At 69.9% G+C, this 23,954-nt stretch carries 15 protein-coding genes; 5 read left to right on the top strand and 10 right to left on the bottom strand.

The window, feature by feature from the left end; genetic code table 11:
* Positions 1-66: 66 nt before the first annotated feature.
* Positions 67-1,521, bottom strand: a complete 1,455-nt coding sequence (locus tag ACWC9R_RS02300; protein WP_450728184.1) for an MFS transporter — start codon at positions 1,519-1,521, stop codon at positions 67-69.
* A gap of 153 nt (positions 1,522-1,674) precedes the next feature.
* Between ACWC9R_RS02300 and dusB the strand changes: the two genes are divergently transcribed.
* The 3 genes from dusB (at position 1,675) to ppdK (ending at position 6,994) form a co-directional block, all read left to right on the top strand.
* On the top strand, positions 1,675-2,847 hold the full coding sequence (dusB, locus tag ACWC9R_RS02295) for a tRNA dihydrouridine synthase DusB (protein WP_450728182.1): 1,173 nt from the start codon (positions 1,675-1,677) through the stop codon (positions 2,845-2,847).
* A gap of 197 nt (positions 2,848-3,044) precedes the next feature.
* Positions 3,045-3,617: a MarR family winged helix-turn-helix transcriptional regulator gene (locus ACWC9R_RS02290; RefSeq protein WP_450728180.1), complete on the top strand. Its 573-nt coding sequence runs from the start codon at positions 3,045-3,047 to the stop codon at positions 3,615-3,617.
* A 596-nt stretch (positions 3,618-4,213) separates the two neighbouring features.
* Positions 4,214-6,994: a pyruvate, phosphate dikinase gene (gene ppdK, locus ACWC9R_RS02285; RefSeq protein ID WP_450728282.1), complete on the top strand. Its 2,781-nt coding sequence runs from the start codon at positions 4,214-4,216 to the stop codon at positions 6,992-6,994.
* A 212-nt stretch (positions 6,995-7,206) separates the two neighbouring features.
* Here ppdK and ACWC9R_RS02280 read toward each other — a convergent pair whose 3' ends face one another.
* Positions 7,207-7,416 (bottom strand): hypothetical protein, encoded by a 210-nt coding sequence (locus ACWC9R_RS02280; RefSeq protein ID WP_450728178.1) that lies wholly within the window; start codon positions 7,414-7,416, stop codon positions 7,207-7,209.
* Between the two features lie 583 nt (positions 7,417-7,999).
* Between ACWC9R_RS02280 and ACWC9R_RS02275 the strand changes: the two genes are divergently transcribed.
* Entirely contained in the window at positions 8,000-8,845 is an 846-nt protein-coding gene (locus tag ACWC9R_RS02275; RefSeq protein ID WP_450728176.1) for a DUF5937 family protein, read from the top strand.
* Between the two features lie 117 nt (positions 8,846-8,962).
* On the opposite strand, the gene ACWC9R_RS02270 is transcribed toward ACWC9R_RS02275, so the two are convergent.
* The 4 genes from ACWC9R_RS02270 to ACWC9R_RS02255 form a co-directional block, all read right to left on the bottom strand.
* A complete protein-coding gene (locus tag ACWC9R_RS02270) occupies positions 8,963-9,910 on the bottom strand; it encodes a TauD/TfdA dioxygenase family protein (protein WP_450728174.1) in 948 nt (315 codons plus the stop codon).
* A gap of 391 nt (positions 9,911-10,301) precedes the next feature.
* Complete coding sequence (locus ACWC9R_RS02265) at positions 10,302-11,138, bottom strand: carbohydrate ABC transporter permease (protein ID WP_362606362.1); 837 nt, start codon at positions 11,136-11,138, stop codon at positions 10,302-10,304.
* Positions 11,139-11,143: 5 nt separating this feature from the next.
* Positions 11,144-12,157 (bottom strand): carbohydrate ABC transporter permease, encoded by a 1,014-nt coding sequence (locus ACWC9R_RS02260; RefSeq protein ID WP_450728171.1) that lies wholly within the window; start codon positions 12,155-12,157, stop codon positions 11,144-11,146.
* The gene (locus tag ACWC9R_RS02255; protein WP_450728169.1) at positions 12,154-13,413 is read right to left on the bottom strand and encodes an ABC transporter substrate-binding protein; all 1,260 of its coding nucleotides are present in this window, start codon (positions 13,411-13,413) and stop codon (positions 12,154-12,156) included. The genes ACWC9R_RS02260 and ACWC9R_RS02255 overlap by 4 nt, the downstream gene beginning before the upstream one ends.
* A gap of 326 nt (positions 13,414-13,739) precedes the next feature.
* Between ACWC9R_RS02255 and aac(6') the strand changes: the two genes are divergently transcribed.
* Positions 13,740-14,285 carry an aminoglycoside 6'-N-acetyltransferase gene (gene aac(6') / locus ACWC9R_RS02250; RefSeq protein WP_450728167.1) on the top strand — a complete coding sequence of 182 codons (546 nt, stop codon included), beginning with the start codon at positions 13,740-13,742 and terminating at the stop codon, positions 14,283-14,285.
* A gap of 44 nt (positions 14,286-14,329) precedes the next feature.
* Here aac(6') and ACWC9R_RS02245 read toward each other — a convergent pair whose 3' ends face one another.
* From ACWC9R_RS02245 to ACWC9R_RS02230, 4 genes are all read right to left on the bottom strand, one after another.
* Positions 14,330-14,656: a hypothetical protein gene (locus ACWC9R_RS02245; protein WP_450728165.1), complete on the bottom strand. Its 327-nt coding sequence runs from the start codon at positions 14,654-14,656 to the stop codon at positions 14,330-14,332.
* Between the two features lie 124 nt (positions 14,657-14,780).
* A complete protein-coding gene (locus tag ACWC9R_RS02240) occupies positions 14,781-15,125 on the bottom strand; it encodes a hypothetical protein (RefSeq protein WP_450728163.1) in 345 nt (114 codons plus the stop codon).
* A gap of 21 nt (positions 15,126-15,146) precedes the next feature.
* Positions 15,147-17,327: an SUKH-4 family immunity protein gene (locus tag ACWC9R_RS02235; RefSeq protein ID WP_450728161.1), complete on the bottom strand. Its 2,181-nt coding sequence runs from the start codon at positions 17,325-17,327 to the stop codon at positions 15,147-15,149.
* A gap of 70 nt (positions 17,328-17,397) precedes the next feature.
* Positions 17,398-23,874 (bottom strand): toxin glutamine deamidase domain-containing protein, encoded by a 6,477-nt coding sequence (locus tag ACWC9R_RS02230; RefSeq protein ID WP_450728159.1) that lies wholly within the window; start codon positions 23,872-23,874, stop codon positions 17,398-17,400.
* Positions 23,875-23,954: the final 80 nt, after the last annotated feature.

Genomic DNA, 23,954 nt, shown 5'->3' with positions numbered 1-23,954 from the left:
GGCTCGCTCCCTGATCCGGCCTGATCAAAACGACAGGTACTCCGGCCTGATCAAAACGAACAGGTGCTAGGACCGCGCGTCCGCCGGCCGGTACCCCAGGGCCTCGTCGCCGAACAGCTCCGCCGTGCGGTCGGCCGTCGCCCTCGCCCACCGGCCGGTGGTCAGCGCGCCGAGCAGCAGGACGGCCGCGCCGCAGCCGGTGATGATCCACCACGCCGGGCGGCCGGCCGCGAGGAAGGCGTCCGCGGTGGCGGTGGCATGCGCCCCGCTCGCCAGTACGGCGCCGATCACCGCGACGCCGAGCGACTGGCCGACCTGCCGGCTGGTGGAGGCCACCGCGGCGGCCACCCCGGCCTGGGCGCGGGGCATCCCGGACACCGCGGTGTTGGTGATCGGCGCGTTGACCAGGCCGAACCCGATGCCGAACAGGACATAGCCGGTGAACATCAGCGGGTTCGCCGACTGCGCGCCGAACGCCGCGAAGAGCAGCCCGCTCGCCCCCATCGCCGTACCGGCCAGGAGGAGGGACAGCCGGGGGCCGCGGCTGCCGACCAGCCGTCCCGACACCGGCGCGAAGACCAGCGTCATCCCCGCCATGGGCAGCATGTACAGACCGGCGTCCAGAGCGGACAGTCCGCGGATGTTCTGCAGGTACAGCGTGTTGATGAACAGGAACCCGGCCAGCGCGGCGAAGGCGCAGACCGCCACGACCGTGGCCCCGCTGAACGGCACGCTGTGGAAGAACCGCAGGTCGATCAGGGGCTCCCGGCGCCGCCGCTCATAGCCGATCAGCCCGGCCAGGGAGGCCAGCGCCACCAGCACGAACGCCAGGATCTCCGGGGAGGCCCAGCCGGCGTCCGGGGCCTCGATGATCGCGTACGTCAGCGAGCCCAGCAGCCCGATCACCAGCAGCTGGCCGACCGGGTCGACGCGGCGCGGCCTGGGGGCGCGCGATTCGGGGACGTAGCGCAGGGTCAGGAAGAGCGCGAGCGCGCCGATCGGGACGTTGATCCAGAAGATCGAACGCCAGCCGACGGTCTGCACCAGCAGCCCGCCGATCACCGGACCGGCCGCCATGCTGATGCCGACGACGCCGCCCCACACCCCGATGGCCCGGGCCCGCTCCCGTGGCTCGGTGAAGGTGTTGGTGATGATCGACATCGCGACGGGGTTGAGCATCGAGCCGCCGACCGCCTGCACCATCCGGAAGATCACCAGCCACTCCAGGCTGGGTGCCAGGCTGCACAGCAGCGAGCCGGCCGCGAAGACCACCAGGCCGACCAGGAAGATCCGGCGCCGCCCGAGCCGGTCGGCGGTGGACCCGGCCAGCATCAGCAGTGCCGCCAGGACCAGGGTGTAGGCGTCGATCGTCCACTGCATACCGGCGACCGAGGCGTGCAGGTCATGCTGGATGGACGGCAGGGCGACGTTGAGGACGGTGTTGTCGAGGCTGACGATCAGCAGGCTCATACAGCAGATCGCCAGCACCAGAAGACGCCGTCGACGGCTGAGCTCAGGCATTCTTGAACGCTACAACGATCCGCCGTCCCCGGCCCTGGCGGGGCCACTCGCGCGGTGCGGGACAATGGGAGGTCGCAGCGGCCGGTGACCCGTACGGCCGCGGCCCGACCGCCCCGCCAACGGAAGCCGAAGAAAGCCGAAGGTATCGCCGCCATGACTCTGCTGCAGATCGGCCCCCACGCGGTGCAGCCGCCCGTGGTCCTCGCGCCGATGGCCGGGATCACCAATGCCCCGTTCCGGACGCTGTGCCGGGAGTTCAGCGGCGGCAAGGGCCTGTTCGTCAGCGAGATGATCACGACGCGGGCGCTGGTCGAGCGCAACGAGAAGACCATGCAGCTGATCCACTTCGACGAGACCGAGAAGCCGCGCTCGATCCAGCTGTACGGCGTCGACCCGGACACCGTCGGCAAGGCCGCCCGCATGATCGCGGAGGAGGACCTCGCCGACCACATCGACCTCAACTTCGGCTGCCCGGTCCCGAAGGTGACCCGTAAGGGCGGCGGCTCGGCGCTGCCGTACAAGCGGAACCTGCTGCGCTCGATCCTGCGGGAGGCGGTCGCGAACGCGGGGGCGTTGCCGGTGACGATGAAGATGCGAAAGGGCATCGACGACGATCACCTCACCTACCTCGACGCCGGCCGGACCGCGGCCGAGGAGGGCATCACCGCGATCGCCCTGCACGGACGCACCGCGGCCCAGCACTACGGCGGCACCGCCGACTGGGACGCCATCGCGCGCCTCAAGGAGCACGTCCCGGAGATCCCGGTGCTCGGCAACGGCGACATCTGGTCGGCCGCGGACGCCCAGCGGATGATGCGGGAGACCGGCTGCGACGGCGTGGTCGTCGGGCGCGGCTGCCTCGGCCGGCCGTGGCTGTTCGGCGACCTGGTGGCCGCCTTCGAAGGCACGGAATCAGGGCGCGAAGCGCTTCCGCTGGAGGGTGGTGGCGGGCGACGGGTGGGCGCCCAGCCGACGCTCAAGGAGGTCGCCGCCGTCATGCTGCGGCACGCCACCCTCCTCGGCGAGTGGATCGGCGACGAGAAGCGCGGCGTGATCGACTTCCGCAAGCACGTCGCCTGGTACACCAAGGGCTTCTCGATCGGCTCCGAGATGCGCCGCGGTCTCGCGGTGACCTCCTCCCTCGACGAGCTGGACGCGCTGCTGTCCGAATTGGACCTGGACCAGCCGTGGCCGGTGGGCGCGGACGGCCCGCGCGGCCGTACCTCGGGCCGCAACCGCGTCGTCCTGCCCGACGGCTGGCTCGACGACCCGTACGACTGCGCCGGCGTGGACGCGGGCGCGGAGCTGGACACCTCGGGCGGCTGACCGGCCCGGAACGGCGCCTCCGGCCCCCACCCCTACGGCACCCGGGTACCTCCCTGGCGTGTCAGCGCGCGGGCACGCGCCGCCGAGGCCGTGCCGCCCTACCGTTTGCGCCCGTACGGGCGGCACCCGGCAGCCCGTACCGCCGCCTGCGGAACCCGGCGGGGACGTGCGGGACCGAGGCCGAAGGAGTCGCCGTGGTGAGCGGGCACCGTTCCCTCGTGGACACGGAGAAGGCCGTCCAGGCCAAGATCGGGGACACCCCCGTCAGCCACGAGCGGATGGCGGCGGTCGCGCACCTCTACCGGGCCGCGGCCGCCGTACGCCAGCACTTCGAGAACTCCGTACTGCGCGGCGTCGAGCTGACCTGGACCTCCTTCGTCGTGCTCTGGGTGGTGTGGACCGGCGGCGAGCGCGAGACCCGGCAGGTCGCCGAGGAAGCCGGGATCTCCAAGGGCACGCTCACCGGCGTCGCCCGCACCCTCCAGAGCCGGGGCCTGCTGGAGCGCAAGGCGCACCCGGCCGACGGCCGGCTCGCGCTGCTCGCGCTCACGCCCGCGGGAGAGCGGCTGATGGCCCGGCTCTTCCCGGAGTTCAACGCCGAAGAGGTCTTCGTCACCGAAGGGCTGAGTGACGACGAGGCCCTCGACCTGGCGCAACTGCTGCACCGGATCGTGGCGCAGATCGAGACCCACGGCGAGGACCGGCGACTGGAACTGCTGGACGGCCGGGACCCGCACCCACGGCGGAGCGGGCGACGGGCCAAGAGGTAGCGGCGGGGCCGTGGCCGTGGTGCCGGCCCGCTGCGTGTCTTTCTGGCCCTCGCGGACCGGCCCGGGGCCGGCGGGGTCCGCCGCTGCGTCGTCGGGCGGCTCCCGGCCCGCGCTCACATGTTGTTCCCAGTGGGCGACGACTATGGCCTGATCCTGACGCTCCGTGTTCCGTGGCCGGTGGCGTGAAGGGATGCCTGGATCGTGGGGAAAGTGGGTCTGCCGTCCGTGCGTGGGCCTGCGTGTCGGTGTGCGCGGTCCTTGCTCTCAGGGCCGCCGGGGGTCCAAATGATGGGACCAGGTCACACATGAGCGCGTGATTCTCGCCACCCCTGATAGGGGGTGCGCTCAGATGAGCGGAATGAGTGAGGCTCCATCTCTCCAATAGTGGCACCGGGTGCCATGCTTCATTCGTTCGAGTCCTTAACTCATTCGTCGCAGTGCGTAGCATAAGATCCGTGAATGACTGCGGAGCGCAGTGATGCATTCAGGTAATGAAGTGTGCTCCAGGCGCATGATCACTTTCGATCTGGTGGCGGACGACTGGTTACACGGGTATGTCGACCAAGTGGACGTACCCATACGCCTTCGATCTGGGTATGTTCCTCGCCGTCAGGGCAGCCCGTCGGCGAGGAGTCAGTGCCGTGCCGGAAACACAAGATCCCCACGTAACCCAGCCTTCGGCCACGAAGTTCGTCTACGACTTCACCGAGGGCAACAAGGACCTCAAGGACCTGCTAGGCGGCAAGGGCGCGAACCTCGCCGAGATGACCAACCTGGGACTTCCCGTCCCTCCCGGCTTCGTCATCACCACCGAAGCCTGCAAGGTCTACCTCGACAGCGGCAGCGAGCCCGCGGCACTGCGTGCCGAGGTCTCCGAGCACCTCGACGCCCTCGAGCAGCAGATGGGCAAGAAGCTCGGCCAGGCCGATGACCCGCTGCTCGTTTCGGTGCGTTCCGGGGCGAAGTTCTCCATGCCCGGCATGATGGACACCGTCCTCAACATCGGGCTCTCCGACGCGTCGGTTTCCGGCCTCGCCGCGCAGGCCGGTGACGAGCGGTTCGCGTGGGACTCCTACCGCCGCCTCATCCAGATGTTCGGCAAGACCGTGCTGGGCGTCGACGGCGAGCTCTTCGAGGAGGCGCTGGAGGAGGCCAAGCAGGCCAAGGGCGTCCGCGTCGACATCGACCTCGACGCCGCCGACCTCAAGACCCTGGTCGCGCACTTCAAGGACATCGTCGCCAAGGAGACCGGCCGCGACTTCCCGCAGGAGCCGCGTGAGCAGATGGACCTCGCCGTGCGCGCGGTCTTCGACTCGTGGAACACCGACCGCGCCAAGCTCTACCGCCGCCAGGAGCGCATCCCCGGCGACCTCGGCACCGCGGTCAACGTCTGCTCCATGGTCTTCGGCAACCTCGGCCCCGACTCGGGCACCGGCGTCGCCTTCACCCGCGACCCCGCCAGCGGCCACCAGGGCGTCTACGGCGACTACCTGCAGAACGCGCAGGGCGAGGACGTCGTCGCCGGTATCCGCAACACCGTGCCGCTCGCCGACCTCGAGAACATCGACAAGGCGTCGTACGACGAGCTGATGCAGATCATGGAGACGCTCGAAACGCACTACAAGGACCTGTGCGACATCGAGTTCACCATCGAGCGCGGCAAGCTGTGGATGCTGCAGACCCGGGTCGGCAAGCGCACCGCCGGTGCCGCCTTCCGGATCGCCACCCAGCTCGTCGACCAGGGTCTGATCGACGAGGCCGAGGCCCTCCAGCGGGTCAACGGCGCGCAGCTGGCGCAGCTGATGTTCCCCCGCTTCGACCTGGGCGCGAAGTCCGAGACGATCGGCCGTGGTATCGCCGCCTCCCCGGGCGCGGCGGTCGGCAAGGCCGTCTTCGACTCGTACACCGCCGTCAAGTGGTCGCGTTCCGGCGAGAAGGTCATCCTGATCCGCCGGGAGACCAACCCCGACGACCTCAACGGCATGATCGCCGCCGAGGGCATCCTCACCTCCCGCGGCGGCAAGACCTCGCACGCCGCCGTCGTCGCCCGCGGCATGGGCAAGACCTGTGTCTGCGGCGCCGAGGAGCTGGAGGTCGACACCAAGGCCCGCCGGCTGACGACCAGCGACGGCACCGTCATCGAAGAGGGCGACGTCGTCTCCATCGACGGCTCCACCGGCAAGGTCTACGCCGGTGAGGTGCCGGTCGTGCCGTCCCCGGTCGTGGAGTACTTCGAGGGCCGGATGCACGCCGGCGCCGAGGACGCCGACGAGCTGGTCAAGGCCGTCCACCGGATCATGGCGTACGCGGACCGGGTGCGCCGGCTGCGCGTCCGTGCCAACGCCGACAACGCCGAGGACGCCGCCCGCGCCCGCCGGTTCGGCGCGCAGGGCATCGGCCTGTGCCGCACCGAGCACATGTTCCTCGGTGAGCGCCGCGAGATGGTCGAGCGCCTCATCCTGGCCGACACCGAGACCGACCGGGACGCCGCGCTCAGCCAGCTGCTGCCGCTCCAGAAGGCCGACTTCATCGAGCTGTTCGAGTCGATGGACGGACTGCCGGTGACCGTGCGGCTGCTGGACCCGCCGCTGCACGAGTTCCTGCCCGACATCACCGAGCTGTCGGTGCGGGTCGCGCTCGCCGAGGCCCGCAAGGACGCCAACGAGAACGACCTGCGCCTGCTCCAGGCCGTGCACAAGCTGCACGAGCAGAACCCGATGCTGGGTCTGCGCGGTGTCCGCCTGGGCCTGGTCATCCCCGGTCTGTTCGCCATGCAGGTACGGGCGATCGCCGAGGCCGCGGCCGAGCGCAAGAACGCCAAGGGCGACCCGCGCGCGGAGATCATGATTCCGCTGGTGGGCACCGTGCAGGAGCTGGAGATCGTCCGCGAGGAGGCCGAGCAGGTCATCGCCGAGGTCGAGAAGGACCACGGCGTCAGCCTCAAGCTCACCCTCGGCACGATGATCGAGCTGCCCCGCGCCGCCCTCACGGCCGGTCAGATCGCCGAGTCGGCCGACTTCTTCTCCTTCGGTACGAACGACCTCACGCAGACGGTCTGGGGCTTCAGCCGCGACGACGTCGAGGCCAGCTTCTTCACCGCGTACCTGGAGAAGGGCATCTTCGGCGTCAGCCCGTTCGAGACCATCGACAAGGACGGCGTGGGCTCCCTGGTCCGCAACGCCGCAGCGGCCGGCCGCGCCACCCGCCCCGACCTCAAGCTCGGGGTCTGCGGTGAGCACGGCGGTGACCCGGAGTCGGTCCACTTCTTCCACGAGGCCGGACTGGACTACGTCTCCTGCTCCCCGTTCCGCATCCCGGTCGCACGGCTGGAGGCGGGCCGGGCGGCCGCCGAGTCCAAGGGCAGCGACAGCCGCTGACCCCACCGGGGCACCCCGGGCGCCAGGCGCGTCCGTGGTGCCCCGACAGCCCACCGGAGCCGGCGCGAAGGCAACCTCACCCTCAGCCGCCTGACCGTCGGCTCCGGCACCCCGACGAGGGCGGCACCTGTGCGGAGGTGCCGCCCTCGCTTCGGTTCCCGGGCCCGCCGGCTCCCGTGCCGGGGGGCCGGGGCGCGGTTCACCCGGGGCCGTCACATCCAGACGTTGTGGCCGCCGCCCCGCCATTCGATCAGGTCGTGGTCGTCGAGCGAGACCACGTCGGTGTCCAGACCGGCCCGGCGCAGGAACTCGAGAAGGTCGATGCTGCTGTACGCGAGGCCGAGGATCTCGCCCTCGATCGTGATGCGCCGGCCACCGGTGGGCGACGGCGGATGCACGATGACGGGCGGGTGCTCGGCCATGCCTCCAGCCTGCCCCCGTGTTCCCGTGGGTGCATCCGGTGGGAAGGGGCTGCGGGGCGGTGCCCTTGGGGCGGGCGGGGCGGTGCCCTCGCGTGTGTGACCGGTCCGACGAGAGCGGCACCTGTGCGGAGGTGCCGCCCTCGCTTTCTCCGGACTCCCCCCTCGGGAGCTGCCGCCACCCCGGTCGGCGCGGGAAGGCGGCCTTCAGCGGGGCTGCCGAGCGGCCGGTTCCTTGCCCATCACCCCCCACGGGATCGAGCAACCCGGGCCGTTCGTGCCGCCGTTGAATTGAGTACAGCATTCCTTCCGGCCCCCTGGTGGCGCGACCACTTTCAAGTCTGGCCAAAAGGGCATGGTGACCGCGCGTGTTGGCGTGCATACTCAGGCGTGCCGGGGGCCGACTGAGGAAACCAGGGGTGGGGGTTCGGTGTTACGCGTCCATTTCAGTGGACTCGATCTGGCCCGTGTGCGCATTGCGGCACGCCCGGACGCACTGTGGGAGACCGTCTTAAGCTTTCACCGGCTGCGTGACAGGCGGGACGATTCGGCGTTCGGCAAATGGCGATCGGAAACACGGGGAAGGTTGAATGGCGAAGCGCGGCTGCTGGCACCGCTGGTGCCCACCCGCGGCTATTTTCCCGATTTCCTGACGCCCGCCGAAGGGCTCCTCGGGATGACCGACGCGCTCGCCGCCCTGCGGGAGACACCGGCCGTCCGGCTGCGCGCCGAGCTCGCCCGGCTCTCCACGGCCGCCCGCCCGTTCCCGTCGTGGATACGGGCGATGGCCGACGGCGACACCCGGGCGCTCGGCCGGCTCGCCGGGATACTCCAGCGCTACTACGAGGCGGCCGTCGCCCCGTACTGGCCGCGCGTCCAGGGCCGCATAGAGGCCGACCGGGCGGCCCGCGGCCGGGCGCTGCTCGACGGCGGCGCGGACCAGCTGCTCGCCTCGCTGTCGCCGATGATGCGCTGGTGCCCGCCGGTTCTGGAGGCCGACTATCCGGTGGACCGCGATCTCCACCTCAACGGCCGGGGGCTGTTGCTGCTGCCGTCGTACTTCTGCCGCCGCGCCCCCGTCACCTTCCACAACCCGGATCTGACGCCCGTCCTGGTCTATCCCGTGGAGCACCCCGCGCCCCGGCTCACGCCCCAGATCCCGCCGGAGCGCTCGCTGGGCCGGCTGGTCGGCCAGACCCGCTCCGCGATACTCCAGCGGATCGGCGTCGGCTGCACCACCAGTGAACTCGCCCGCCGTGCCGATGTCTCGCTGGCCTCCGCCAGCCAGCACGCGACGGTGCTCCGCGACGCCGGACTGCTGCTCACCCTGCGGCAGGGCAACGCGGTGCTGCACACCCTCACCCCGCTGGGCGCGGCCCTGCTGCGCGGTGCGCGCCCGGCGGAGGAGGCGGCGTACGAGCGGCTCCGATGAGGAGCGCCGGGGACGGCGGCGGGTGTACAGGGGGCGTCGCGCCGGGTGCCCGCTGCGCCCGGCCGCCCGCCGGGGGCGCGGGGGACGTCCGGGCTCCCGGCGGCACCGGCGGTTCGGTCAGTACGGCCGGTCGCCCGCGATGGCGACCCGTTCGGCGACCCGGCGCCGCGTCCCGTAGTCGTTCACCGCGTAGTGCTGGGTGGCGCGGTTGTCCCAGAACGCGAGGTCCCCCGCCTGCCAGCGCCAGCGGACCTGGAACTCCGGGACCTGCGCCTGCTGGAACAGCAGCCGCAGCAGCCGGTCGCTCTCCGCCTGGCCGAGCCCCACGATGCGGGTGGTGAAGGACGCGTTGACGAACAGCATCCGCCGCCCCGTCTCCGGGTGCCGGCGCACCACCGGATGCTCGGCCGGAGGGAACTCCTCCTGGAATGGCGCCAGTTGCGCCGGGGAGTAGAGGCGCGCGAAGCCCGGGAGATAGTCGTGCACCGCCCGGGCCTCATTGATCCGCGCCCGGATTTCCGGAGGCAAATTGTCGTATGCCGCCGCCATATCGGCCCACAGGGTGTCCCCGCCCGCCGGCGGCACCTCCCGCAGCTGCAACACCGCGCCCATCGCCGGACGTTCCCGGAACGTCACATCCGTGTGCCATACATTCTCGAACGTCACGGCACCGCCGGCGGCCTTGTCGAACCGCACCACATCCTTCGAATCACCCCGTGCCAGCAGCGGATTGGTCTCCAGCTCGCCCCAATTCCTGGCGAATTCCCGCTGCGCCCGGGAGCTCAGCCGCTGCCCTCGGAAGAACAGCACCTTCCACTCCAGCAGGGCCCGGTTCAGCTCCGTACGCAGCCCCCCGGACAGTGGCCGGGACAGGTCCAGCCCACGGATTTCGGCCCCGATGGTGGCCGCCTGCGGCACGACCTCGAAGCGTTCGTAGGGCCGGTCCTCCCATTCGTCGGGGGTCCGGCGCAGCAGCCGGGGCCCTTCGTACAGTCCGTCGGCGGGGATGCGGTGGGGGCGCAGGGCGGGGGTTGGGGGAGCCGCGGAATCGGCGAGGGTCGTCAACTGGTCCTCCTGGAACGCGAGAAGGGGGGCGGGAGGGGGAGCCGTGACCGGCGGGGTGGCGCGGACGGGTGTCGGGACGCCGGGACACGGGGATGTTGGTGCGGGCGTGGCCGTGGGGTGCGCCGGGGCGAACCCGGCCGTGGGGTGCGCCGGGACACCGGAGCGGACCGGCCGTGGGGCCTGTCCGCCGGGCGTCAGCGCGCGGAGCCGTCAGGCCCGACAGGAACAGCCGGCCGGGGGAGAGCCCACCCGGCCGCGGCGGCGCAGAAAGCTCAGGCCGCGGGGCGCGCACACACCGTGGGGACCGCGGTCGCGCGGTGCCGCCTCACGGACATCCAGGTGCGTGCTCATGCCACGCACCGTACCCCCTCGGCCGGGCGTCCTCAACGCGTCAGTCGTCGATCCCGCTGCGCTCCACCCCCGCGACGATGTACCGCTGCAGCAACAGGAACACCACCACCAGCGGGGCGATCGAGACCGCCGCGGCCACGAACAGCTCGTGCAGATTGAGGTTCTGCGCGGTGGTGAACGTCGACAGCGCCACCTGCACCGTCCAGGCCTCCTGGTCCTGCCCGATCACCAGCGGCCACAGGAACGCGTTCCAGGCGCCGATGAAGACGATCGTCCCGACGGCGGCGAAGACCGGGCGGGTGTTGGGCACCACGATGCGCCAGTACGTCCGCCAGTAGCCGAGCCCGTCGACCCGCGCCGCGTCCTCCAGCTCCCGGGGGAAGCCCAGGAAGTACTGGCGGAAGACGAAGCAGGCGAACGCGCTGAACAGCGTCGGAATGACCAGCCCGCGCAGGGTGGATATCCACCCGAGCGTCGACACCAGTACGAAGCTCGGCACGAAGGTCACTGCCGCCGGGACCATCAGCGTCCCCAGGATCGCGTAGAAGACCAGGTTGGCGTGCCGGTAGGGGATACGGGCCAGGCCGTAGCCCGCGAGTGAGGCCAGCAGCACCGTGCCGGCCGTCGTCGACACCGCGATCAGCGTGGAGTTGAGCAGCGCCCGCCCCAGCGGCAGATTCGGGTCCTGGAAGACCTCGGTCAGGTTCGACCACCGCAGCACCCGCGGGAAGAACGTCCAGTCGGGCGCGGTGATGTCCTGCTCGGTCGCCAGCCCGTTCCGCACCAGCAGATAGAACGGCACCAGGAACAGCAGCGCCAGCGCGACCACCAGCACCCACCGCAGCGCCCGCCCGGCCCTCGTCAGCGCGTCGTCCATCCCGCTCACTCCTCCTTGCGTCCGAGGCCGAACCAGCGGGCCTGCACCACCGTCGCCACCGCGATGATCAGCGCCAGGATCACCGCGCCCGCGCTGCCCAGCCCGAGGTTCTGATCCCGGCCGAGCGCCGTGTAGTAGAGGTAGACCAACGGCGGCCGGGCGTACGGCGGATAGCCGCGCGCATCGCTCAGCAGGTTGTAGAACTCGTCGAACGCCTGGAACGCGTTGATCACCAGCAGCAGCACCACCGCCACCGACGTGGCGCGCAGCTGCGGGAAGGTGAGATGCCGGAAGGTCTGCCAGCCGGGACGCGCCCCGTCCACCGCCGCCGCCTCGTACAGCTGCGGGGAGATCCGCTGCAGCCCGGCCAGGAAAAGGATCATGTAGAACCCGGCCTGCAGCCACAGCCGTACGGTCACGATGACCAGCCAGTACCAGGGCGGATCGGTCGTCGACAGCCACGCGGTCTGGTCCGCCCCGAACCACCCCAGCACGGTGTTGGCCAGCCCGAACCGCACCCCGTTGAAGATCGACAGCTTCCAGATCACCGCCGCGACCACATACGAGCAGGCCGTCGGCAGGAAGAACACCGACCGGAAGAACGCCTGGGCGAACCGCAGCCGGTTGACCATCAGCGCCAGCGCCAGGGAGAGGACGTAGGTAGCCGGCACGATGAAGGCGGTGAACAGCGCGAAGGTGCCGAGGCTGCCGAGGAATGCCTCGTTGGTCACCATCGCCGTGTAGTTGCCCAGCCCGACGAAGTCCGCGCCGGACGGGCTCACCGTGTTGTGCGCGTCGAAGAAGCTCAGGTAGACGCTCCAGGCCAACGGCACATAGGTGAACAGCCCCAGCCCGACGGCGAACGGCCCGACGAAGGCCCAGAACCACAGATTCCGCCGCTGCGGCCCGAGCAGCCGGGCACCGAGCGGGCGTCGTCGCCGGGCATCATCCGGCACCGCCGGGGTCCGGGACGGTGGCGGATGCTCTGCGACCGCCCCGCCGCTCCCTCCCACGGTCATTTCTTCTTGATCCGCTGAAGCTCGGAATTGACCTTGCGCACCACGGTCTTCAGCTCACTCTCCGGGTTGGCGCCGTCCTTGATGATCCGGCTCAGCGCGTCCTGGTAGGCGGTACGGTCCGCGGTCGTCCACAACAGCGGCTCGGCATAGCCGTGATCTGACGCGAGCCGGACCGCGTCCGCCGCCGGTCCCTGGCGCAGCTGCTCGGCCTTCTTGGCCAGCGAGATCCGGGCCGGGATATGGAAGCCGTACGACAGCGCGAAGTCCTGCTGGTAGTCGGTGCGGTCCACCCACAGCCACTTCGCGAAGGCCTTGGCCTCCGCCTTGCGTTGGCTCCGCGCACTGACCGCGGAGCCATAGGCACCCACCTGAACGGAAGGCTTCCCGCCGCTCCCGTCCTTCGGGAACGGCAGCACCCCGAAGTCATCCCCCAGGGCCTTCTTGATCTGCGGCATCGCCCACAGCCCCGACCACTGCATCGCGGTCAGCCCCTGGACGAACGCGGCCGGATCGGACCAGTCCGTGGGGGCGCCGAGCAGCAGCGACTTGTCGGCATAGAGCTGCCGGATCTTCCCGAGCGTCCGCGCCGCTGCCGGATCGTCGAACCCGGCCTTACCGTCCTCGGTGATCAGACTCAGCCCGGCGGCGAACAACGGCGTCCCACCGAGGACCCCGACCCCGCCGTCATTCCCCAGGAACAGCCCCTTGGTCCTCTTGCCGCTGAGCTTCTTCGCCCCGTCCACCAGCTCGTCGAGCGTCTGCGGCGGCGGCACCCCGGCCTCCCGCAGCAGGCTCTTGCGGTAGTAGAGCAGCTGCATGTCCACGACCTGCGGGATGCCCCAGATCCTGTCCTGCCAGATCTTCGGCGCCAGCGCGGCCTGATGGAAGTCGTCCTTGACCGGCTCGACCACATCGGTCAGATCGGCCACCTGCCCGCCCTGGATCTGCTCCAGCAGTGGCCCGTTGACCTCGAACACATCCGGCCCGGAATCGGTGAGCAGCGCCGCCGCCGTCTGCCGGTCGTAGTCACCCGGTCGCCACTGCACCGAGACCTGTGCCTTCCCGTACGCGGCCGCATACCGCTTCACGGCCCGCTCGGTCCCCGGCTCCCCGTACTGGTGGTACCACTGTCTGATCTCCGGCCCCGAACCCCCGCCGCCCCGCCCGGTGTTGGAACCACACGCCGTCGCCAGCCCCGCGGCCAGCACGACCCCACCACCGGCCGCCAACAGCCTCCGCCTGCCGAACTCCGTCATGGCCCGTCGCCCCCTGCCTCGTCACGTCCCGGTGATGGTCGATCACCGACGGTACGAACGTCCATGCTGCCGCATGACCGTGACGGGCGCATTGCCTGTGGACAAAGCCGGTGCCGGGGGGGCGGGCTGCGGAAGCGGCGCCGGCTCCGCGCACACGAGACAACCGGCATCGAACTCGCGCACCCGCAGCGGGACTGCTGCCCCATCGGGCCACACGGGCGGGCGCTGCGCCCGGTAACTTCCAGGGATTCTTCGGAAGTGGCCAGCGTGACCGAATGCATGCCACGGCCGACGGCCTGAGCCTGCCCGCGCAGCACAATACGGAGATGAACTCGGACAGTGGCGACGACCGACGACAGCAACTGGGCGGCACAACAGGAGAGTCGCGTGGCGCTCCAAGGGAACTGCGCGGAGCGGCGGTCGTACTACGGCCGACGACGGAAACGGACCAGCCCACACTCGACCGCATCGTCCGGGAACCGGAGGTCGCGGCCTGGTGGTCGGTGCCCGACGACTACCGCGACATGCTCGCCATTCTCGTCGGCGACGAGGTCATCGGGGCGATCCAGTTCTCCGAGGAGACCGACCCCGAATTCCGGCACGCCACCATCGACATCTTCCTCACGGCCGGCCGGCACGGAAAGGGCCTCGGCACCGACGCCGTCCGCACACTCGCCCACTGGCTGATCCACGAACGCGGCCACCACCGCCTGACCATCGACCCGGCCGCCGCCAACACCGCGGCCATCCACAGCTACCGCAAGGTCGGCTTCAAACCCGTCGGAATCATGCGGGCCTACGGGCGCGACTACCGGACGGGGGGCTGGGCGGACGGGCTGCTGATGGACCTGCTGGCGGACGAGCTGACCTGAAAGGGGCATTCGACGCTGACGCCGGCCACCCGGAGGACGATGCCTCAAGGGCTGTGGCGGCGCTCGCGGTAGTGGGCGATCGCCGAATCCGGGGGGAAGTTGGGCACGAAGGTCAGTGCGCCGTCGGTTTTGGAGATGACGAGGTGGCTGCCGCCGAACGAACGGGGCTCGGTGGGCGGGTATGTGGCGTAGATGAGGTACCCGCTATCGAATTCCCGGACGTGTACGGGTGCGGGGGTGCCGTCGTGACAGCGGGGGCGAAAGTGGGCTCGGGCCGCTGTCAGCGCCTCGTCGGCGGTCTTCGGAACGGCATTCCGTGGCGCCGGTGAATCGCTGCCATTGCTGCCATTGCTGGGATCGCTCGGTGCCATGATGCCGTGCTTCCTATGCGGGGGACTGACGCTGTTGCCGGTGGAGGGCGACGGCTGTCTCCGCTGAGATCGCGTGCCGGGTCGCGTCGAAGCACTGCCGGAAAGAGCCTACTGACAGATGCATCTAGAGCGTCTCCGGCCGGTAGAACTTGCGGAAAAGGGCGATCGAGTCGGGGAGCGGCCGGTGCGGGACGCGGCAGATCTCGCCGGTGTCTTTGGTGACCACGACGCAGGAACCTCCGGGACTCCTGGGACGGTTGCGTTCTCCTGTCGGGGTGGTCCTCGGATGGGGAGGGAGTTCGGCGTAGACGACGTAACCGATGTCGAACTCGCTCACCTTGAGCGGGGCGGGAGTGCCGTCCGGCCAAACGGGCGCGTACTGCGTGCGGGCAATCTCAACGGCTTCCTCGGCGCTGGTCGGCACCGGCCGGTCGGGGTGTCCGGGGCCTGGGGGGCGGGATGGCGTCATGTGGTTACCTCATCGTCCTGATCAGTAGTCCTCTTCAAGGTCAACGCTCCAGACACCCGAATCCGTGCCGGGCTCATCGATGCTCGACAACGTGATCTCCAGGTCTTCTCTGATCGCCTCGAGCTCGACCCGGCCAGCAGCCATCGCGAGCATGCACCGGCCCGTGAGATAGGTCCGGAGCAATTCGATGAAGGTGCGGAGGCCGCCGGCGATCAGAACGGTCCCTTCGTCCTCCTCGGTAAGGTCGTCCGGCAGTAGGTGGACCTGGCCGCTGGAGCCGTGGACGGCAATGTCCTGTCCCCTCCACAGGCCGATCCGGAAGTAGGGCCCCGGAGGCTCCCAGGCCGAAACGTCATCGTCGCTCGTGCCCAGGGGGGTGAGTGCGGGCTCCTCGTCGAGCAAGAGCAGGCCCATTGCCGCGCCTTCGAATGCGGGAAGCCCCGCCTTCTGGAGGACATCGCGAGCCTCTGTGTCCGTCAGGCCATCGGGGAGCGATGCAGCGGTGCGGCGGCGTACGGCCTGCGGCTCGAAGAGTTCGCCCCAGAAGGGCCCGCTGTTCCTCGGGGCCTGTCTGCTGACGGTGCAGAGATATCCCGAGTCCTCGAACATGGGCTCGCCGTGTACCGGGTGGAGGCCTGGGAAGGCGTCGGGCGCCACCGGCTCAACGGCGAAGACTCCGCCCGATCCGGCCACCACGGAAACGTTACCGAGGGGGAGCTGTCCGGTGAGGAAGGCCGGCTCCTCCACATATTCGAGTAGATCGGCCCAATCGGGCGTGACCGCGCTGTCCTTGTTCGGATGCCAGAGCGGCTCCTTCTGCCCGGCTGTGGGTACCTCGTTGCTCCAGGGGCCGGCGAGCAACTCGCCCGATTCCGCATCCCAGACCCGGAACCGTTCATCCCACAGCCCCCTGGCCGTTACGGCAGTCCGGTCCGGCCATGCACCATCCGGGACAATCGCCAGCTGTGTGAGCGGCCCAGGCTGCACGTACGAGGCGCCCACCCCGCCCGGCGGCCGCCAGTGTGCCCAGCGCACCCGCCAGGGCAGTGCTACGCCTGAGTGCTCGATCGCGGCAACGGTCTCCGCATCGCCGCGGACGGTACTCATGAGGTGCAGCCACGAGGCCCATTCGTCCGGCGGGAGGGAATCGACGCCGCTCAGCCAGAGGTTGGTGGCATCGGCGGCGGGAGAGTTCGCGTCGATCCCATCCGGATCGTGGCTGTGCGCGGCGTCGATGAGGGCCACCTGATCGAGGTGGGCCACCAGCCGCCCGTCCCGCTGCACCTCGTCGAACTCGCCGGCTTGGACGGCGTGCATCGCCAGTCCATGGGCCGCGTACTGGCCGATGGGGTTCGTCGATGCCCAGCCCTGTGGGGCGAGCCGTCCGGCTGCCCAGTTCCTCAACCACTCGACGATCCGGCGGTTCACCGCTGTGCGTGCGTCGGCCGGGACGGCGCTGCGGAGTGCCTCGGCGACCCGCTCGTCGCGGAAAGAGACCGTGCCGTCATCGGCGAGGGTGAGGAGGTGCGCCCATCCCTCCCACATGCCTGCCGTGTCGGCTTCCTGCCCCTCGTACGTGCCGAGAGCTCGCGTCAGCTCCTCCCATACGGCGAGGGGCGTGCGCCGGACTTCCGCCAGGGCGAGGGCGCGTAGTGCCGTGCTCTCCATCACGTCCACACCGACGCCCACACCGACGTCCGCGCCCCGGCTGTCCGGCAGAGGGGCGGGCGCGGTGGACCCGGACGGCGGTGCGGTGAGCGTGACGACCAGGCGGTCGTGCGCCAACCTGTCGTCGGGCTGGGCCCTTTCGACGAGGACCTTCGTGCGCGCCCCCACGGCCACATCGGAGGCCAGGTGCCGGACGATCCGGCCGGGCTGTGGAGACCGGCGGGTGCGGCCCGCGCGCTGGACGTTGGTGAGGATGACGAGGCCCTCGCGCACCGCGGATTCCGCCAAGGCGTCGGCCCATCCGGCACGCCGCTCCAAGGGCAGTTCAACACCGGCTGAAGCCAGGATGCGGTCGATGATCTCCTCGGCGGTCAGATCGGTGGCATCCACGGATACCGCCCCGGGCACCGCGGCAGCGACCTCCGTCAGCACCTGCGTGCGGCCGCAGGCCGGCGGGCCGGTCACCTCCGCCACGCGCTGAGTGCCGTGCCTCCACCAGTCGAGAAGAGCGGTCACGGCCTGGTCGGGCGGCACGGGATCAGGGTGCGGGATATCGGGCGTCATCATGGACTTTCGTGGGACGGGTCTATCGTTCCCGTGAACTCTACAGTTGATGTGCTATGGCGGACCACAGAGATTCTACCTTCTTGACGTGATCATTCATTTCCCTGTCGCGCTCTTTTTCGGCGTCGGTCTTCGGGAACTCGCGCCTTACCTGGGAGTTAATTTTCTTCTTCACCTCTTCGGGGAGAGCCTGGCTCGGTTCCAGGCCGAGCTTTGCGCGCCGGGCGGCATACAGGGCCTCTCTGCGGTTGCTTCTGTTGGTCTCCTGAATCTGATCGGCCCGGTATGTCGTGCTGTAGTAGATGGGGGTGCCAGCCAGTTCCTTGCCCAACAGATCCGAGCAGTTGGAGCTGCTCAGGCCGCCCTTCTTCTCGCCACACGGCTCCCGCTCGGTGTACAGGGCGGATATCTTGTAGTGAGGGCCACTCGCCTGGTTGACCTCAACGATCCAGTCATAGAGGTGGCGTTCGGAATGTTTTCCGCCAACTCCCTTTTTATTGGGGTATGAGGAGTCCACCACGTACTCGGTGCCGTTCGGGCCGTCCAGTTCGATGACCGCGTAGTTACGATTGCTCAGATCGGGGATGTGCCCGACACCGGCGAGATGCTGGAATCCCAGCTTCTCCATGAGCTTTTTGGCCTTGACGCCGATTTCCTTGTGTTTGAGGGCGCCTTCGGAGTCTTTCCCGGTGTTGATGGGGTTCCCGTTCACGCCGTACTGCTCATGAGCCGTGTGGCTCAGGCGAGCCAGTGTCGAGATGACCATCATCTTCTCGCCGCGGTTCAGATCCGCGAATCCCGGGAGAGCCTTGTTGAGGCCGTCGGTGGTGAACGTCGTCGGCTTGTGTGACGCGGCGTGCGAGTCCGAGTCCTGCCCCGTGGCCACGCGGAGGACATGGGCGAGTTGACCGCCCTTGGCCCAGTCGCTCAACTGCTGGTCGACGGCTCCGGGGACCAGGCGGAATACCGGGTTGGTGACGCGCACCCGTTGTTGTGCCGCATCTGCGGGCAGGCCGCTGCGGAGGTGTTGGGGGCCTTCGCGTTCCAGTCGGGGATGCGAGTCGTCAGGGTGCGGGGTGAGTCCGGCTGGGGTCCCGGCCGGGCCGCCGGCCGGGGTCCCGCCCGGACTGGCGGCCGGACGGCGGCTGCCGGCGGATGGTGTGGTGGGTACCGCATGGCGGGTACTGGCGTTCTGCTGCCGGTGGTTGGGGGCGGTGGTCGGGCCGGCCCCCGACGACGCCGGGAGGGTGGGGTCGAGGGGGCGCCGGCTGGCGTCGAGCGGCACGGCGAAGACGCCGTGATCGCCACTGTGGAGTGGCGTGTCACCGCGGCGCCCCGTTTGGGCGTCGATGTAGGTCATTCTGTCGTTGTGGTTGACGACGTTCCAGGCATGCGCACGGCCGTCGGCCCCTTGGGTCACGATCACGGCCTGAGAGCCGTGATCGGCATCGCGGAGGGTGCGCTCGATACCGTCGAAAGCCCGCGGGCCGTTACCGAAGTCGGTGAAGTGAGAGCCGAGTGCGTTCTCCATGCGATCCCGGCCGGCCGCTTCACCACGGTCGGACGTCACGCCGCCGGAAATGGCATCAGGCGTGCGAGCGCCCGCAGCAGTGGGGGTGCCGGCGTAGGTGTCCGCTGTGGACAGGGCCACGTCGACGCAGTTGTTGCTGCGGCCCGGAGTGTCCGCGCCGGGCTGGTTGATGAAGCTGGTCCAGTTCCCCTCGTTCGGGTCCGGGTGGGGCTGGGGGAGGCCGTCCGGGGTCCGGGGAACGCTGTTCTCAAGATCGTGCTGTTGCGCCGGGTCGGGGTCGAGGATTCCGCCGGGGTCCGTCCGGGGACGCGTGCCGGTGGCGGAGTGCGCCGGTTCGGGGTCCGGGTCCGATTCCGCGGATGGGTGCTCAGCCAACGCAGCACTCTCGCCGGAATCCTCCGAAGTGTTGCCCTGGTCTCGTTGGCCCCCGGGGGCGGAGTAGGACGCGCCGTCGTCCGGCGGATACCCCTCGGCTTCGGGCATGCTCGGGGCGTGGACCGGCTGAGCGTCGGCATCCAGAGTGATGTGCAGGACCGGGCCCAGGTACGAGGTGTTGATCGGGCGGCTCATCACCTCTCGTGACTGGGTGTCGACCCACACGACGGTCCCGTGGTAGTTGACCGCGTTGAAGATGTGCGACGTGTCGGGACTACCGTCGTCTTTGAGGTAGCCGACCCAAATGACGGCCGCGGCGCCGTGGCCGGCTTGGCGAAGTCCCTCGGCGACGTTCTGGTAGGCATCCGGGCCCTCACCCGCGTCCTGGAATTCTGCACCGAGCCATCGCTCGATATTGCCCTCGCCGTCCCTCTCGCCGTAGTCGCCGTCCTCCATCCGCGGCGCGGATACCTGCGGATTTCCGTACCAGGTTTCCAGGAACGACCGGCCGCAATCGGCACAGTTGTCGTCACGGCCCGGTTCGGTGAGGCCGCCGTCGTTCTGGAGATCCGCCCAGGCGCCGTACGGGTCGGGGAACCGCTCGAAGTAACCGTCCTCGTCTCGCGGCATCGCGTCCTCGAGCGCCTGCTGGTCGTGCGGATCGGGTGGGACGAGTCCTCCGGGCCCTTCCAGGAGATCGTTGCGGAGCTCGTCAAAGCTCGGGGCGTAGTAGCCGTCGTAGTAGCCCTCGGGAGACTCCTCGGAGAGGGCTGTGTCGCTCTGCCCCTCGGGATGATCCGCGAACGAGTCGCTGGTGGCCTGATCGTGTGGTGTGTCGCTGTCGTAAGGGTTCGGGTTCCCGTCAGCGGCACCCGGGTGACGAGGAGCACCCGGACTGCCGAGTGGCCGGGAGGCCGCTGCCCTCGGGGCAGGTTCACGCCGGTCCGTGTCGTTGTGCGGCGTGGTGCCGTGCGCGTCCGGCTCGGTGCGCGTGGGAGGTGCGGAAGACGGGCCGGGTGAGGCGCCGGCCGCCGTGCTGGGCGCCGCTGCCGGGTGGGGAGGGTGTTGTGAGGTGTACGGGGACTGCGGCTGAGGTTGCTGCTGATACGGGTTGGGAATTTGGGGTTGCTGGCTGTACGGGTTCGGCTGCTGGGTGTACGGGCCGGGCTGCTGCTGTTGGGCGTGTGGGCCCGGCTGCTGGGCTTGCGCCTGTGCTTGTTGTTGTGCCTGGGCTTGCGCCTGCTGCTGGTGCTGCTGGGCCTGGGACGGGGCCGTGTCAGGGTCGAACGGCTGGCGGTTGGCGTCCAGGACGAGGTGCCAGACCCCCTTGGCCTGGGTGTTGATGGGCTGATCGCTGACCTTGCCGGTCTGGCTGTCGACCCAGACGACAGTGCCGTTGTGGTTCACCGCGTTGAAGACGTGCGCACCGCCGGAGCTGCCGTCGGGATGGTCGGGCCAGGTGACCAGAACCGCTGCGGCTGCGCCGGGCCCCGCCGCGCGGAGGTCATCGGCTATTCGGTTGTAGCCGTCTTGGGAGTTCGGCCCGGAATTACGGAATGTGGCGCCCGTGTACTCCTCGATGTTCCGGGTGCCGTCGCGCTCCCCGGATGCGCGGTCGACGCCGCCCTTGCCGTCCGGGTCATAGGTGCGCACCGCGGACACCTGCGGGTTGCCGTACCAGGACTCCATGAAGGAGCGGGTGCAGTCGGCGCAGTTGTTGGAGCGGCCGAGGACGGCGGGACCACCGTCATTCTGCAGCTGGGCCCAGGGCTGGAACGGGTCGTTGAACGCCCGTGGAGTGCCGTCCGGGTTCCGCGGGAAGCTCGCCTCCAACGCCTGCTGATCGTGTGGAAACGGCGAATACAAGCCGTTCGGCTGGACGTTGAGACCGATCCGTACGTCGGTGTGGCTCCGCAGGTTCGGGGGCTGTGCCACCGAGGCCTGTTGTTCCGGGGTGGGCTGGTGCTGGCTCAGGTTCTGGTGCTGCGACTCGGGCTGCTGGACAGAAGTCTGCTGTTGGTGCGGTGCAGGGTGCTGTTGGTGGGTTTGCAGCTGGTGCTGCTGAGGGGATTGCTGCTGCTGGGTGGGCGTGTTGCTTTGGAGCGTGGGCTGAGCTTGATGGTGTGGTTGTTGCTGCTGCGTCGTCTGCTGCTGTTGGTTCTGGTGCGGCGTGCTGGGAGCGTGGGGCTGTTGGGATGCGTCGGCCCGAGCCCGATCCGAATGGGTGGGGGTGGGCTGCTGGGTGTGGTCGTGGACGGTCTGGGAGACGTCGGGGCGGCGGTTGTCGCCGGGGGGTGTGGTGGGGTTGTCGCGGCGGGGGCCGCCCAGGCGTGGATTGTCGGGCCGTGACGTTTCTTCGCGGCGGGGGCCGTCGAGGCGCGGGTTGTAGGCGGGGCGGTCCGAGGTGGGCTGCTGGGTGTGGTCCTGGATGGCCTGGGAACCGTCGGGGCGGCGGTTGGGGCGGGCGGAAGTGTTGCCGTTCCCGTTGCTGTTTGCGCTGCTGGACGGGGTGGTGCTGCGAGGCGCTGTGGCTGTGGGGCCGGGCTGGGGTGGGATGGCGCCCGTCATCATCGGGCCGTTGGCCTGGGGGGTGTGGGGCTGTGTGGCCTGTTGGGGCGGGGTGGGGGTAGTGGGCGTGCCGGTGTCGGCGGTGGGTGGGGGCATCGTGGCGGTGCCCGCGGACTGGGTGGTGACGGTGGTGTCGTCGGCGTCGTCCACCATGGGCATGGGGTCGCCGGGGGCGGGATCACGCTGCTGGATGGGCTGGCCGGACGAGGGAGAGTGCTGTACGGGGGCGCCTTGGGGAGGGGAGCCGGCGTGCGGCATCGAGGGGCGGCCGCCACTGCCGGTGGTTGAGTTGTCTCCGTTGTCCGTGCTGCTGTTGTTGTTGCTGTAGCCGTCGGGGGAGCCGGTGGAGCTGTCGCCGGAGGAGGGCGGGTTGCCGACCACGGGGTCCGGGGTCGGAGCCGGGGACGGGGCTGGAGCCGGCTGGGCGGCGTCGGGGGAAGGACCGCTTGCCTGGGGTGTGTCCGGGCGGGCGGAGTCCGGGGTGGTGTCCGCGGCCGGGGCGGGGCGTGCACCGTCGGGGGAGTTGTCCGGGGCGGGCTGAGTGGTGACGTGGTCCGGGGCGGGGGCGGGGGCGGGGCGTACGGCGTCCGGGGTTGTGTCCTGTTCGGGCTGGGTGCTGATGTTGTCCGCGTCCGGGCGGGCCCCGTCGGGGGTGTTGTCGGGGGCCGGCTGGGTGCTGATCGAGTCGGGGGCGGGGCGGGAGGTGTCCGAGTCGGGGGTGGGGGCGCCGTCCGGGGTGGGGCCGGAGTCGGGAGTGGGGGAAGTCCCGTACGGGTTGTCGTTGCCGCCTGCGTAGCCTTCGTCGAAGGGGGAGCGCTGGTCCTGCGGAGGGAGAGGCTGCGCGTCCGGGCGGGCGGAGGAGCCGTCGGAGGGGGCGCCAGGGCCCGGGTTGTTACCCGCGCCCGCATCCGCGCCGGAGCCGGAGTGCGTACCGGAGCCGTTGCCTCCGTCCGTGCCCGTACCCGCGCTCACACTGTCGGAGGTGCGGGGGGAGTGGCTGGTGGAGCTGCCGGTGTCCGAGCCTGCGCGGTTGCCGCTGCCGGAGGAGCCACCGGCCGTGCTGCCGGAACCGCCACCGTCGGACGCACCACTCGAACTGGACGCCGAGTTGCTGCCGGAGCCGCCGCCGGACCCGCTCTCCGACCCTCCACTCCCGGAGCTCCTGCCTGCCCCGCCGCCATCGGACCCACTGCTCCCCGATTCGCTGTCCGAGCTGCCGCTCCCCGACCGGCTGCCAGAGCTGCCGGAGCCGCCGTCGCTGCCGCTGTCGGAGGAGTCGCCGCCGTCCTCGCTGCCGTGGCCCGCCGCGCTGTCCAGGCCGCCGCGGGCGCGACGGCCGGCACGGCTGCCGGCGCCGTCGCGGAGGCTCTCGCCCAGGGTCTCGCCGGTGTTCTTGAGGGCGTCGGTGGCGGCCTTTTCGCCTTCCTTGGCGGTGCGGCCGAGGTCGTAGCCCTTCTGGGCGCCGAAGTTCTGGTTGACGGTCTGGGCGATCAGGTCGGAGGCCATGGCTTGGAGCGCGGATATCACCGGCTCCTTGGCTGCCTCCATGATCGCCTGAAGCAGCTGCTGGGCGACCTCCTTGAGGATTCTGCGAACCACCTCACGGGTCGCCAACGTCGCCGCTGCGCCGCCGATTTCGGACAGACCGAGCGTGAACGGCGCCGCCACCTGCGCTGCGATGATCTCAGCGGCCAGGATCGCCAGCTGGACGATCACCGCGACCTTCATACCGATGACCAGCACGGCCGCTGCCTCAAAGGTGGAGGCGATGACCTCGGCGGCCTGCGCGGCGTCGTTCAGATACCCCGAATTGCCCGAGAACTTCTCCCAGGCCTTGTTGAAGCCCTCGACGGCATCACCGGAGTTCTCACCGAGCACATTGCTCGCGTAGGTGTTGCCGCGCGACTGGTGTTCCGCGACCTCCGCCGCGAAGTCCCGCCAGGCCTGCGCGCACTCCATCATCTTGTCTTCGTCGGCATGCGGCCAGTTGAAGCCGAGCATGTCCAGAACCCATTCAAGGGCATCCGGCGGATTCAGCGACAAGGTGGAACTCCCCCGTGAAAAAAGTGCATTCAAGTGCGTAGCGGATGTGCCCCACGCACGCCGCTACGTCAGAAACCCGG

Source organism: Streptomyces sp. NPDC001219, assembly GCF_053597915.1.
The sequence above is the reverse complement of the archived record's forward strand: the minus strand, read 5'-3'. Positions and strand labels throughout refer to the sequence as shown.

Excerpts from the sequence above, each read along its gene's own strand:
- ppdK (WP_450728282.1), top strand. The coding sequence starts at position 4,214 with ATGTTCCTCGCCGTCAGGGCAGCCCGTCGGCGAGGAGTCAGTGCCGTG.
- ACWC9R_RS02240 (WP_450728163.1), bottom strand. The coding sequence starts at position 15,125 with ATGACGCCATCCCGCCCCCCAGGCCCCGGACACCCCGACCGGCCGGTG.
- ACWC9R_RS02280 (WP_450728178.1), bottom strand. The coding sequence starts at position 7,416 with ATGGCCGAGCACCCGCCCGTCATCGTGCATCCGCCGTCGCCCACCGGT.
- ACWC9R_RS02255 (WP_450728169.1), bottom strand. The coding sequence starts at position 13,413 with ATGACGGAGTTCGGCAGGCGGAGGCTGTTGGCGGCCGGTGGTGGGGTC.
- ACWC9R_RS02265 (WP_362606362.1), bottom strand. The coding sequence starts at position 11,138 with ATGGACGACGCGCTGACGAGGGCCGGGCGGGCGCTGCGGTGGGTGCTG.
- dusB (WP_450728182.1), top strand. The coding sequence starts at position 1,675 with ATGACTCTGCTGCAGATCGGCCCCCACGCGGTGCAGCCGCCCGTGGTC.
- ACWC9R_RS02260 (WP_450728171.1), bottom strand. The coding sequence starts at position 12,157 with ATGACCGTGGGAGGGAGCGGCGGGGCGGTCGCAGAGCATCCGCCACCG.
- ACWC9R_RS02245 (WP_450728165.1), bottom strand. The coding sequence starts at position 14,656 with ATGGCACCGAGCGATCCCAGCAATGGCAGCAATGGCAGCGATTCACCG.
- ACWC9R_RS02300 (WP_450728184.1), bottom strand. The coding sequence starts at position 1,521 with ATGCCTGAGCTCAGCCGTCGACGGCGTCTTCTGGTGCTGGCGATCTGC.